This is a genomic window from Candidatus Thiodiazotropha sp. CDECU1 (assembly GCF_963455295.1).
Classification (GTDB): Bacteria; Pseudomonadota; Gammaproteobacteria; order Chromatiales; family Chromatiaceae; genus Thiodiazotropha.
The window spans coordinates 1,213,861-1,226,447 of sequence record NZ_OY734020.1; the positions used below are offsets into that span (position 1 = coordinate 1,213,861).

Sequence of the window (12,587 nt, forward strand, 5' to 3'; positions counted from 1 at the left end):
GGTCAGCAGACTATTGCATATTCAACCAGATGTTGGAGAGTTCCTGGCGCCGCTACGAAACGGCGCCGCGCCAGATTGTCAGCTGGATCTTTTCCAGATAGGTATAGATAACCATCACATCGATGTCGCATTAAGTCATCAGTTTCGCTCCACCCTGTCCAATTTCGTCAAAAAGATCGTCTATGAAGAGTTAACCAAGCATGGTTGGGTACAAATTGATGCCCCGCCTTCGGGAAGCGATGTGGAGAACTTCAAGTCGATCTATCGGAGCATGATGCAAGGTGCCCTGGAGCAAGTTCACCAAGATGCAGCGGTTAAGGATCTTTTGCAATTGCTTCACTTGGTGATCCTGAAACTGTTGCTGGAATCACCAGTTGCAGTGGTTGCAGAGTTACGCAATAAACTCGACCAGGATGGTAATCTGCCGATCGGCTCAAGCAGTGGACGTGCCTTGGAACTGCATGAGCGGATCGTAACCTTGGCGCGACTGGAGCCGGGTATTCGCTATCTCACCCTGCGCAGACTCTTCAAGATAGTGCAGCGCCTAGAGTCGAAGGAGTTGCGTAAGCTGAGAAAATCTGTGGTGGGAAGTTCCTGGTCCCTCTCCAAGCAGCTTCTGTTCAACCCCTTGCTGCATCTGCCCAACCTTTCCAGTGAAGAGTACATCATGAATCACTATCCCCTGTTGTGTGTGGATCGAGATCATGACGACCACTTCGATATCACCAATAGGATTGTTACCAGTACCTATGGTGACTATCTTCCTAGTTGGGCACAGGTACCGGTTAGACATGATATGCATGGCGATGGTGTGGCAGATGGTCATGGTTTCCAGATACGTAACCGTGAACTGCATAGTGGATTTTCAGAATTTCTTGATGGACAGCGAATATTGGAGAGGAGTCTATCAGAATCGGAATTCAAACAGATCAAAGTCTGCTGGATGGATGTACCCAGAAATATTGACCTCTTATTGCAGCGTCCTTCTGAAGAGAGTGGTGGTTGGTTTTCACGTTCCAAGAATGTCGATCATAAGTCATCTTGGAAAAATCCTGATTGCGATAATTACCGCAGAGAGCTTCAGTCGCAGCTATTGAAAAGGCTTGATAGAGCCGGCTTGGTGTCACGTGCCATTGCCGCCTATCGCACACCAAGGCTCTATCGACAGCTGAATGAACAGGTGTCGATCAAAGATATCTATCGTTTTCTTTGCGGTGATCTACCCCGTCGGGCTCTGGTAAAACGTCTGGCGTCCATGCCCGATAAGGGGAATGAGGCGCTCAAGGCATTGGATGTTGTGCTAAGTTACATCCGTCGCATGCCGGCGAATAAACTGCAGGACTATGCGATTCGCTACGTGAAGGATTTCCTTATATTTCGACGTGACCTCAAGTTGGCCTATTACACCTACCAGCAGATGAGCCGGTTACGGGTTTTACAGGATGCTGAGAGTGTCAAACTTTCCCGTGACAATGGCAGTCTTTACGAATTCCGCCTTGGTCGTGACCCTGACAGCCAGGAGCAGGTCAAGGCACATGTCATATTGAAGGCTGATATCAGAGGATCCACTGAGATTACCCGTCAATTGATGGAGAAAAAGCTCAATCCTGCAACCCATTTCAGCATGAACTTTTTCGGACCGATCACAAAATTATTGGAACGTTTTGGTGCACAAAAGGTGTTTGTGGAAGGTGATGCACTGATCCTGACAGTCATGGAGACAGGCGGTGCCATGACTCAGGCATTGACGGTAGCTAACGCCTGTGGCCTGGCACGTAAAATCCTTTCGGTCATGGAGGCACAAAATAGTCAAAATAGAGCACATAACCTACCAAAGTTGGAGCTTGGGCTAGGCATCGCCTTCACAAATGATACGCCTGCATATCTCTATGATGAGCAACAGAAGATCATGATCTCTCCTGCTATCAACGAGGCAGACAGGCTCTCTTCTTGCTCTGCGGAATTGCGTCATGACACGAGTTGGCGAAGAAGTAAGCGTCATCGCGTAGAGGTCTTGCAGGAATCTAACCAGAATAGCAACGTAAAGACTCCCAATCGTCTTCGGTTCAACATCAATGGTATCGAGTTGACCGAGGCCGCATTCTTAAAACTTAAGACCGAAATGGTGTTGCACAAGTTGAAGATTCATAGCCGTTCCGGGGAGTCACACTACTATCATGCCGGACGATTTGTCGACCGGCGGGGAAGTTCTCATTGGTTGGTTGTGCGCCAGGGTGCAATAAAGATTTGGAATGCAGGTAGGGTTGTGGAAAACAAAGATAATTTAGAAGACTACTTCTATGAGATCATCACTGATACGAATCTGATCGGACGGGTTAAGGATAAACTGCATTCCCGGGGTTCGCGTAAAAAGCAAACCGATGATGTAGAGGGGGAATCACCCCTGTCTCTTGAATCAGACGTCTGATGCAGATCCTTTATTATTAAGTACTGGTTTAGGCGCCTTGATGGGCCTCAACCACTCGACTGGAAGGGTTATCGGCAAATCGCCTAAACGGTAGCTGTAGATCACGGTATAGGCAAGCACACGTTTGAGATACTCTCTGGTCTCTCTGAAGGGTATGGTCTCTATCCAGATATCGCTCGCTTGAGACTGCTCGGGTAGCCAGCTGCGTACTCTATGCGGACCTGCATTATAGGCTGCTGTGGCAAGCACAGGACTCTCTTGCAGTTGGCGGTAGACCTTATTCAGATAGCCTGCGCCCAGTTTGATATTCACCTCTGGTTGATAGAGATCATCGAGCTTGACGGGTGACTGTTTCAGTTCTTTCGCAACCTGTTTTGCTGTTTTCGGCATCAATTGCATCAGCCCACGAGCACCCGCAGATGACTTGGCATCGCTCATGAAGGCGCTCTCCTGGCGTAGGATGGCGTATATCCAGGCAATATCGATACCGTGATCCTTGGCCTGATCGGTGATTGCTTGTTTGTGGGCCAGCGGGAATCTCAATTCCAGGTCATTCCATTGCCGCAAGCGGGCGAGGGTCAAGATACTTTGAGATGGCCATTCCCATTGTTGGGCAAGACGTGCGGCCGCTTTAAGTTCCTCCTGCCCGGCGCCTACAAGTGCGAGATTCCACTCCTGGCGAGCCAGCAGGGGGCGATCCAGCTTTATCAGTTCAAGGGCACGTTTGAGTCCGGGGCGCTTTGCCAATGTTTCCACAAGCTGTTGATCAGCCTGCAACGCCATATGAGCCAGGTTTGGTTTATCGCCAAGACGCTGCGCAGCCAGGAAACCATAATAGCTGCGCTCCTTTGCGAGAGTCTGTAACAGTTTCCTACCCTCCAGCTTTCGACCCAGTTCAATGAGTGCCCGGGAGTGCCAGTAACGCCACTGCTCCTGTTTTTGCTCCTCCGGGGATAGGGCTTCAATAGTCTGTAATGCCCACTGCCAGTCGTTTTCCTGGAGAGCCGCCTGGAGCCGCTTTTCCGATAGTTTCGTATCCAGATGTAGGTGGCTGGGGAGCAGTGTAATGAGCCGTTGGTTTATCTTTTTATCCGGGTCTCGCGCCAGCCGGCTTGCCAAGGCATAGACTATTTTGCGTTGTTGGTAGTCGGAAAAAATGGCCTGATTATGGAATTTCTCCCATGCGATGAAGGCGGCGTCAAGGTCTCTCCAGGCTAGCCTGCGGATCGCTTGGGTGACCATCTCGTCGCGCATCGAATGGTTATTTTTGAGCAGTGTCACCACCTGCGCCGGGTGGTGATAGAGTTTCAACCAGCGATCAACCATGTCTGCATCTGACGCTGCGAGATGGCGTTTGAGATAGCGGGCAAGGCGTGTTTGACCTGCGGACATGGCCAGATTGATTCGTTTCCAAACCAGCGCTGTAGTGAGATTCCCGGCGGCTTTCCAGGCCTTGAAGACAGGGTCGCAAGCCCTTGGTTGCGAACGACCAGTCAGCCAGATTGGCTCAACGGCTCTAAATGCCTCATTCTCGTTACCTGTCTCTATCATTGCCTGCAGGCGGTTGCATTGCTGTTCTGTATTGCCCCCCTCGCGGGAAAATTCGAGATAACTGGCCCATAGTTCCTCTTTCGCCAACAGTGCCAGCCAGTGTCTCCTCAACTTGTGCGTGAGTGGTGTACCCTGCAGCCATTTGAGTCTATTGGTAATGCTTTGAATAGATTGCTCTTCGAGTGTCGCCAGGGTTTCCTGATAGTCAAGATAGGGGAGTAGCGGATAGTCGAGAAGTTTCTCCCTAAGCTGTAAATAGGTTGGCATCTCCTGTTTTTTCAGTGCCTCTTCAGCAGCGATAAAAAGAGTTCTTTGTTGTCGTAGCTGGGATTCATCCTGTTGAATAGCGGTAGCACCTGCCAGGGAGATGCCGCTATACCAGAATATGATCAAGAGGCTATAGGACCGTAAACACATATTATTGAGATAACTGATTATGTCTAACTTGTTATTGGGGCTGTCTGTTAATGGACTCTAGCAAAATAGTAGCAGTTACTCGGCATTTATGGGATGGATTTCAGCATCATCTTAAGGTGTAAAATTGTCGCTGTTTAAAAGTTCAATCCAATGGATAACAGGAAGGGTCGAGTGTTTTTGTAGATGGGTTAGACAGCCGATGTTGGCTGTGGCAATGATATCGGGTCGATCCGCCGTTAGTGACTGACTCTTACGCCGGCCTAATTCATCAGCAAGCCCGGGTTGCAACAGGGAGTAAGTGCCTGCCGATCCACAGCAGAGATGGGGGTCCTGCACCAGGGTTAGCTGATAACCCAGGCGATCCAGGATGCCTTCGACGCAGCCTGCCAGGCCTTGGCCGTGTTGCAGGGTACAGGAGGAGTGAAAGGCGATTCTGGTTTGCTTGTTAACGGATCTTTTCAGCGGTTCCAGCTCCTCTCTATCGATAACTTCAGCGATATCAAGAGTATGTGCCGCCAGCTGTTGTGCCGCTTCAGCATATTCTGGATCGTCTGCCAGCAAGTGGCCATAATCTTTGATCATCTGAGCACACCCGCTAGCGGTGACGATTAGGGCCTCGGCACCCGCCTGAAGATGAGGCCACCAATGGTCGATATTGCGCCGGGCGGTATTTTTAGCTGCAGCCGCATCATCGAGGTGGTGCTCAACAGCGCCACAGCAACCCGCCGATGGAGTGCGAATGAGGCTGATACCCACACGATCCAATACCTGCGCTGTCGCGAGATTGATTGATGGCGCCAGAGATGGTTGTACACACCCATCCAGGATCAACATTTTTCGTGGGTGGTCCCCTGTTGGCCAGGCAGCAGCAGGCATCTTGTTTCTGGATGGGATGTTATGGCCAAGTTTTAGCGGAAGCAGGGGTTTCAGCGCCTGGCCAACCCGCAACAAAGCAGCGAAATAGGTTTTGTTCGGTATCAGCTTGCGTAACAGCCAGCGCTTTAATCTCTCCCCCAATGGTCTGTGATAGTGATCCACCAGATGGCTGCGCCCGATCTCCAATAGGCGGCCATACTCAACACCTGATGGACAAGTGGTTTCACAACTACGGCAAAGCAGGCAGCGGTCGAGGTGTTGTTGTACACTGGAGGAGGCTTGTGCACCCTCAAGCAGTTGTTTTATCTGGTAGATTCGGCCCCGTGGGCTGTCTAATTCGTCACTCAGTATCTGGTAGGTCGGGCAGGTGGCAGTGCAGAATCCGCAATGTACACAGTTGCGCAGAATTGATTCCGCTTCGCGTCCCGATTCCGTGGACAGTATCTGATGGCTGATCTGGGTCTGCATGGCACACTACATTAATTTGGGATTTTGTGTATTGTGATGAGGTTCTGCAGGAAATCCAACATATCCCATGAGATCCTAAAGGGAGTTAATTGTTCTGTGAATGATATAAAATTTTAATTCGATTGAGTATCAAAGTGTGATAATCCAAGGTTTTCTCATCCAAATAGTGATGATTTCCAGGGTAACCAAGACGAGACAAAGCCAATGAGTGATTCTATGAACGAGATGGAGTTTGATCTGAGTAGCGGTATAGCCGCATTTGAAGGAAAAAACTTCTCCCGAGCCGCCACGCTTCTATCCCCGTTGGCTGAGGAAGGCCATGCTGAGGCACAATATCGGATGGCGATCATGGCCCAAGGCGGTCTTGGCATGGTTGTGAATGAGTTAATGGCTTATAAATTCATGAAAGCGGCGGCTGAAGCGGGTCATCCGATGGCTCAGCACGGCCTCGGCTTTATGTATCTCGAAGGGGAGTGCATTGAGCAGAACCCGAGTAAGGCTTTCGATTGGTTCAAAAAAGCGGCAGAGCAGGGATTGGCCGGCTCTCAAACTACCCTAGCCATGATGTATGAAGAGGGTCGTGGCGTGGAGAAGGATCTGGATCAAGCAAAACATTGGTATCAGAAAGCCGGTTTTTAAAAAAGTCTTTGCACTGAACTCTTTCTCAACAATAAAACTTATGTCAGGGTTGACCACAAACTCTCAAAGTCTGAGTCGTTGTCGTCCTCATTTTCGTTTTCGTCCTCAGTTGAACTATCATCCAGGTAGATGAATTGATACTGGGATATCGAGCCACTTGATTCCAATAATCTGGTTAGCTTGATCTCTTGACTGTTTTCGCCGTCGTTTATCAACAGTACCTTGCCCAACTCGAAGGTTTGTGCTGAACAGATAAAGCTGGTTGGTTGACCAGATGTACCTACCTCAGGGAGTAGCAGGCACTCTTCTTTGTTGTGGGCTTTCTGTTCATCGCCCGCTGCGATAATAGCGAGTGCATTGGGGGCAATCATCTGGATACCGACTTTCATGGAATCGTTATCGGAACTGCGCATCCATCTTACTATCCCGACACCGAACTGAGAGGCTGACATGGCGGATTGTACACCGATCAGCTCACCCACCTGTATCTTTGGTATCTTTTTGCCTCGCCAATCCAGACAGTATCCGCCAGCACTTTCGTTGATGGTGTGAAATAGGTTCGTAGCGCTGTCCAACTGGCTTTTATCCTGATCTTCCCAAATCTTGATACCACTTTCGGGAGGTGTTTCAAAGCTGCTGAAATCGGTTGAATTGGGTCCGAACTCCTCGAAATCTCCACGTCGAGGATTGTAGGACGCTACGTCCATAGGCATCAGAGAGAAATGCTCAGAGACCTTAAGTTCATTGCCGTGAGCAAATTGGGTTTCGATCCATGTGCCATCATCTTTTGCTTGATCATCAGTCGATTCCTGCTCATCTCCCAGGGTGATCAATTTGTAGACGGAGCGTAGTCCGACGGCGATGCGTAGTTCAAAATTAAGTTTGGTTCTGACAAAGGCCCTTTTCTGAGCCTTGGACCAGAGCATAATAAGTTGACGTATCAAGCTCTTGTTAAAATCATCGGCGCCTGACAGGGAAATAGAGCTATCGGAAGTATCGATAAACAAATCCCGCAAACCTGTCAGCAGCGGGGATACGTCCATTATCAGCAGATATTTGCTATCGATATTCTCAATCCTGGACTCATGGCTGGGAGCCAGGTCGGTATCCTGACGAATTGTGATGGTATTGTCTTCGGGCGCGTCGTCATAGGTGTAGATCAGTGTATAGCGACTCCATTCGAGCAGTGCATCGAAAATCTGAATATTCTCCTTTTGACGCATCTTATAGGGGGACGATAGGGAAAACAGCAGACAGCGGCGATACACTTCATCGATGCTTGATCGGGTGGCGATGGGTTCAAGATCGTCTTCAATGGTGTATGACCCGAGAGCATAGCGACTGGCTAAGCGATGCAGTATGTGGAGATCATGCCAGGTTCGCTTCGGGTATGCATCATAGACCACTACAGAGAGCAGGATCACCCGCGACAGATAGCTGATGCAGCGATGGATCGCCAGGGTCATTTGATCCTGGTTGGGTGAGCCGTTACTCTCCATCAACAGATCGATGATGGCGGCTTTATATGCGGTCGCCATGCCACTGTGCAGTTCCCGGTTGAGGTTGGCGATCTTGTGTGCCTTGTCACTCAAGGGAAAGCGTACCCCCAGATAGTGCTTGTTCAGGTTTGCGCTGACATAGCTCAAAGACTCTCTTAGCTGCTCGGTACTGCGGATTCGCTGATTGCTCTCTACCTGGGATCTGTTGAACTCCCGCAGGGTCTGAAATAGTTTGCGTGCCGTTTCACCAACATTGGCTACCGGCAATTCACTGGCCCATTTGGCAAGCTTCTTGTCATCGAGAAAAATGGGATTCCCAGATGGTCTCTTCTGCTCGGGGACCCTCAAACCTGTTGGATTGGTTGTTGCCATATTGATAGTACTACCGTGGCTTTATCTATTACTCATAAGGGTAGAGGATAGTCACTTTTCTCATCTGATCTACTAATAGAGAGGTTTATCCATCTGCATATCGATATAATCGGCACTAGGGGCGTCAACTCAATTGCCACAGATCAATCCAGTTGGAAGTCCTTTAACCCTATCCTCTATCCAAGGATAGTAACGAGCGCATGTTTCTCGGGGTGGTGCTTCACATCCAGTGATGCTGCATCTTTATGAACATCCATAAACTACGTAGACGGCTGATTTGACAACAAAATACAGAATTTGTACCAGATTGTAAAATACCTTAAGTACTTTAGGTGTTAGCGACTGGGGATTTTAGATTTGTTCTGATAATAATTTATTTAACTTATTGTAATATAAAAAAAAGTGAGATTAACAGCCAAGTGATAATCAAACTGGTCAGCTTTCTATTGTGCCCCTACGTACAGCGATCCGTAATACTGCTCGAGAAGAAGCAGATTCAGTATCAGATCGAGTATATCGATCTGGAACAACCACCAGCCTGGTTTCACCAGCTTTCACCTATGGGGAAGGTGCCGCTGATGTTGGTGGATGGTGAGGTATTGTTTGAATCGGCCGTCATTCTGGAATTTCTTGACGAGAGCTTTTTACCCAGCTTGCAGCCACAAGATAACCTGAAACGGGCGCAACATAAGGCCTGGATTGAGTTAGGTTCCAGTCTGCTGGTAGCGCAACATGGGATGGCGATGGCGCCTGACGTGGAGACGATGGATGAGAGAAAGAGGCACCTGGAGGCCGGTCTGCTGCACTTGCTACCCCCCCTGGAACAGGGGTTATTTGGCGGACCAGCCCACTTTTCCCTGGTTGATGCGGCCTTTGCCCCACTCTTCATGCGACTCGACCTGCTAGCTGGAATGAATCCATTGGTGAGAATTGACTATCCGGGGCCTGTGGCCGAATGGGCAGAGAGGCTCTCCTCTCTGCCTTGTGTGAATGGCTCGGTAGTCGAAGACTTTAACGAACAATTCAGGCGCTACTTGGAGAAAAAGGGCGCCTGGCTGGTTAGTGCCAATGCCCTCTAAGGGGTGACTTTGGACTCTTCCGCAACCAACCGGGAAACAATCTCAAACATTTTGTTATAACTGCCGGCAAGGCTGCCACTGGTTTTATATTTGCCGTTGATACCCATTGCCGGGACGCCGTCCAATTGATAGCGCTGGCCCAGTTTTCTCGCATTTTGCACCTTCACATAGACCCCGAATGAGTTTAAGGCATCGACAAATTTCTGTTTATCTACCCCCTGTTCCACTGCGAAGTCGATAAGCGAATCTTTGTCGTAGAGCTTACGTTTCTTGACATGCATTGCCTCGAATAGAGGCTCGTGAAGCTTTTCAGTGAGTCCCAGGATTTCAGCAGCGTAGTAGAATTGGGCGTGGACTGTCCATTTATTGTTCAATGGTGCAGGTACCCGGACAAAGGATACATTTTCCGGCTTGTTCTCCAGCCAAGCCTCGAGCTGAGGCTCCATCTGATAGCAATGGGGGCATCCGTACCAGAAGAATTCGATCACCTCTATCTTGCCATCAGGTGCGGTTGTGGCTACGGGGGGGTCTATGGGGTCCCAGCCTTCCCCCCATTCGGCATGAGCTGTATGAAATATCAATAGGGGCAGAAGTACTAAAATTCGATAGTTCCAGGGCATATTATGTCCTTCAGTCAGTAAACAAAAAGTTCAGGATTGAATCCTATTGGAACCTATTAGAAATTTGAATAGCAGTATGGTTCCCGGTACGGTATATAAAGCCTGTCAGGGCATATACTAACTCAGATTTGAAGCAAGTCTATGTGAGCTGGGGTTCATGGGAAGCAGATTGATAGAGCCGTACATCGAAGCCATTTGCGAAAAGGGCTGTAAATCGGTACGGGAGGATATGCGATTGTTAAGCCAGGGGGTGGTTCTGCCTGAGTTGAAGGATCTGGATGAGATAGCCCGCCAGATGGTGCTCAAGGAGTTACGATCCATCATGGCTGTGTATGGTGATGGATGCCCTGTCGTACAACCCCAATCGAGTAATAAAAACGATATAAAGCATGAGCATAGAAAGAAAAATACGTCTAGGTAATATAGTTTATCGCGCACCGTCCTCGATCCATGGTAACGGCCTATTTGCAAAAATAGCTATCAACAAAGGGGATTTTATTGGAACCTATCAAGGCCCTGTCGTGAAGCGGGACGGTACCTATGTGCTTTGGGTGTTCGAGGATGGCAAGGAACCGGAGGGGCGTAGCGGCCGGAATCTGTTGCGCTATCTCAACCATCAGGATGAAGGCAATGCCGAGTTCGACGGCTTTGATCTCTACGCCGTGCAGGATATCCAGCCCCATGATGAGATCACCTTCGATTATGGTGGCTGGGACGAGGATTAGGCACTCCGTTCTCACTCAAGTACCCGATGGATATTAAACCCTAGGGATTCAACGGAACCAGTCCATCAGATTGCTTGTGGGAAGGCCTTTCCTGTTGCATCTGTTCAACCAACTCGCGTATCGCATACTCCGTCCATCCGCTTTCATCCATGGGGCTGTAGAGGGCGCGTTCCAGGCTGTGAACCGCCTCGGAAACCGCTTCATCACAACGGCTGGCCAAGCGGGTCAAATTGTGCGGCGGAGTTTCCGGCCACTGCAGTTGTGCCCATGCCAGCCAGGCGGATCTTGCGGATACGGCGTCTTTCTCGGCATAGGCCTGCTCCAGTTCCAGCAGTGCCTCTGCGATAGCCTGCCTGCTGGGATCGACCTTTTCCTGTTCCGCAGTGGGGATGGGTCGTGGCTGCTGCGCAGGTCTGTTACGCCGTGTGTGCCACCAGGCGAACAGGGTCAGGATCCAGGCGATGCCAAACAGCCAAACCAGCCAATGCACCTCTTGGCTGACAGGGGCCGTAGCGGATTGATTGTCGGTTGCGAGCGTCGTATTGGTTTCGTCCTGACCCACCTGTTGGGTGGATAACTGGGGCAATTGTGGTTGTTGCTGTTGCAATCCGGGAGTGGCGCCGGGATTAGGCATGACATCTATGCTGACCGCGTCTAGACGGGCTGTCTCCTGGCGCCCGGTTTCGGTATTCCACCATGGGATTTCAACCGCCGGCAGATCGTATTGACCTGGTTCGGTTGCGATCAGTGTCATGCTGTTTTGGCGGCTGCTGCTGATACCGGTTCTGGTCGGCGTCTCTTTCAACTCAGGTCGCTCCTGGTAGCTTTTGATACCCTCCGGCAGGGTCTGCTCAATGGTCGGTAGCTGGGCCGAAGACAAGCCGTCTGCTAACACCATGATACGCCTGACCAGGGGCTTACCAGCGAGGATTGGGCTCTGTTGTATGAGTCCGCTCTCCACAATCTGAAGGTTTTTCGCCGGCAACCAACGATCACCGCTATAGGATTCGGGTATCGGTATAATCTCAAGCACAACCTGGTTCGATTTGCTGGTGAAGATGCGCACCTCTTGCTGTGGTGTGCTAAAGGGGTCGTTTAGGAACGAAAAGAGTCTGTTGCCACCACTGCGACCGCGATATTTAACCCCGCCGATCTCAAGCCGGCCGCTCTGGTAGGCAAATACTGCATATTTGCGCTCAATCACATTGAACTGTATCCCATCCCGCTCGCTGGAATAACGCTCCTCATGGAGCAGCTTCAACTGGGTGTCGGGCATCGAGGCCTGGGGCATATCCAGGGATTCACCGTGTATGCCTGGGGCCTGATAGAGCTTGAGTGTGAGGATGACCTCCTCCTCGATATAGGCCCGGGATTTGTTCAGGCTCAGTTCCACAAGCACCTGCTCTTTTTCCGCCTCTATTTGGTGTTGGGGTTGCTCCGCAACTTCCAGTACAAGTGCCTGGGTCGACTCGTTACCGATGCGGATGGGTGGAATCTCGATGGTACCTGTCTGCTTGGGCAACAAGGTCAGAGTCAGTGAGCGTTTGGCTGACATCTTGCCATTGATGATTGAAATACTCTGTTGAGTTGAGCGACCGATGATCTCGAACAGCTGCTCCAATTGGCCCAGGTCCGGCGTCATCTCTTGATCACCCTCCATCTGCAGGGTCAGCCGAACCGGCTGATCCACACCGGTGCTATTGCTTGAGAGTATGGCGGCCACCTCGGCATCGACGGGGGACGAGAGCAGCAGAAGAATGATCAACAGACCATTCAACGATGACTTGATTGATGGTTTTATCAGCAACATCTTTTTCAACAGCATCTGACTATGCTTCATTTTTTAGACTACTTGGGCTGTATAATGAGCCATCCCATTAGATGGGGGCAACAAGCATAAGTTTCCAGGGGAA

Annotated in this window: 10 protein-coding genes; 5 read left to right on the top strand and 5 right to left on the bottom strand. The window is 50.1% G+C overall.

Annotated elements, in window-relative coordinates:
* Positions 1 to 13 precede the first annotated feature (13 nt).
* Complete coding sequence (locus R2K28_RS05585) at positions 14 to 2,428, top strand: hypothetical protein (RefSeq protein ID WP_316368378.1); 2,415 nt, start codon at positions 14 to 16, stop codon at positions 2,426 to 2,428.
* Here the strand turns inward: R2K28_RS05585 and R2K28_RS05590 are convergent.
* Together R2K28_RS05590 and glcF are read right to left on the bottom strand one after the other, a co-directional pair.
* Positions 2,417 to 4,372 (bottom strand): transglycosylase SLT domain-containing protein, encoded by a 1,956-nt coding sequence (locus R2K28_RS05590; RefSeq protein WP_316368379.1) that lies wholly within the window; start codon positions 4,370 to 4,372, stop codon positions 2,417 to 2,419. The genes R2K28_RS05585 and R2K28_RS05590 overlap by 12 nt on opposite strands.
* Positions 4,373 to 4,507: 135 nt before the next feature.
* Complete coding sequence (glcF, locus tag R2K28_RS05595; protein WP_316368380.1) at positions 4,508 to 5,740, bottom strand: glycolate oxidase subunit GlcF; 1,233 nt, start codon at positions 5,738 to 5,740, stop codon at positions 4,508 to 4,510.
* A gap of 204 nt (positions 5,741 to 5,944) precedes the next feature.
* Here glcF and R2K28_RS05600 point away from each other — a divergent pair, with 204 nt between their 5' ends.
* Complete coding sequence (locus tag R2K28_RS05600) at positions 5,945 to 6,379, top strand: tetratricopeptide repeat protein (RefSeq protein WP_116448397.1); 435 nt, start codon at positions 5,945 to 5,947, stop codon at positions 6,377 to 6,379.
* A gap of 38 nt (positions 6,380 to 6,417) precedes the next feature.
* Here R2K28_RS05600 and R2K28_RS05605 read toward each other — a convergent pair whose 3' ends face one another.
* The gene (locus tag R2K28_RS05605; RefSeq protein WP_316368381.1) at positions 6,418 to 8,250 is read right to left on the bottom strand and encodes a hypothetical protein; all 1,833 of its coding nucleotides are present in this window, start codon (positions 8,248 to 8,250) and stop codon (positions 6,418 to 6,420) included.
* 419 nt (positions 8,251 to 8,669) lie between these two features.
* Here R2K28_RS05605 and R2K28_RS05610 point away from each other — a divergent pair, with 419 nt between their 5' ends.
* Complete coding sequence (locus R2K28_RS05610) at positions 8,670 to 9,329, top strand: glutathione S-transferase family protein (protein ID WP_316368382.1); 660 nt, start codon at positions 8,670 to 8,672, stop codon at positions 9,327 to 9,329.
* On the opposite strand, the gene R2K28_RS05615 is transcribed toward R2K28_RS05610, so the two are convergent.
* Positions 9,326 to 9,949: a thiol:disulfide interchange protein DsbA/DsbL gene (locus R2K28_RS05615; RefSeq protein WP_316368383.1), complete on the bottom strand. Its 624-nt coding sequence runs from the start codon at positions 9,947 to 9,949 to the stop codon at positions 9,326 to 9,328. The genes R2K28_RS05610 and R2K28_RS05615 overlap by 4 nt on opposite strands.
* A 157-nt stretch (positions 9,950 to 10,106) precedes the next feature.
* On the opposite strand from R2K28_RS05615, the gene R2K28_RS05620 reads away from it, so the two are divergent.
* Complete coding sequence (locus R2K28_RS05620) at positions 10,107 to 10,370, top strand: hypothetical protein (RefSeq protein WP_316368384.1); 264 nt, start codon at positions 10,107 to 10,109, stop codon at positions 10,368 to 10,370.
* The gene (locus R2K28_RS05625; RefSeq protein WP_316368385.1) at positions 10,339 to 10,674 is read left to right on the top strand and encodes an SET domain-containing protein; all 336 of its coding nucleotides are present in this window, start codon (positions 10,339 to 10,341) and stop codon (positions 10,672 to 10,674) included. Before R2K28_RS05620 ends, R2K28_RS05625 begins: the two co-directional genes overlap by 32 nt.
* A 40-nt stretch (positions 10,675 to 10,714) precedes the next feature.
* Here R2K28_RS05625 and R2K28_RS05630 read toward each other — a convergent pair whose 3' ends face one another.
* The gene (locus R2K28_RS05630) at positions 10,715 to 12,514 is read right to left on the bottom strand and encodes a BatD family protein (protein WP_316368386.1); all 1,800 of its coding nucleotides are present in this window, start codon (positions 12,512 to 12,514) and stop codon (positions 10,715 to 10,717) included.
* Positions 12,515 to 12,587: the final 73 nt, after the last annotated feature.

Bases quoted from the DNA above. Each gene is read 5' to 3' on its own strand.
- R2K28_RS05625 (WP_316368385.1), top strand. From the start codon at position 10,339: ATGAGCATAGAAAGAAAAATACGTCTAGGTAATATAGTTTATCGCGCA.
- R2K28_RS05600 (WP_116448397.1), top strand. From the start codon at position 5,945: ATGAGTGATTCTATGAACGAGATGGAGTTTGATCTGAGTAGCGGTATA.
- R2K28_RS05605 (WP_316368381.1), bottom strand. From the start codon at position 8,250: ATGGCAACAACCAATCCAACAGGTTTGAGGGTCCCCGAGCAGAAGAGA.
- glcF (WP_316368380.1), bottom strand. From the start codon at position 5,740: ATGCAGACCCAGATCAGCCATCAGATACTGTCCACGGAATCGGGACGC.
- R2K28_RS05620 (WP_316368384.1), top strand. From the start codon at position 10,107: ATGGGAAGCAGATTGATAGAGCCGTACATCGAAGCCATTTGCGAAAAG.
- R2K28_RS05615 (WP_316368383.1), bottom strand. From the start codon at position 9,949: ATGCCCTGGAACTATCGAATTTTAGTACTTCTGCCCCTATTGATATTT.
- R2K28_RS05630 (WP_316368386.1), bottom strand. From the start codon at position 12,514: ATGAAGCATAGTCAGATGCTGTTGAAAAAGATGTTGCTGATAAAACCA.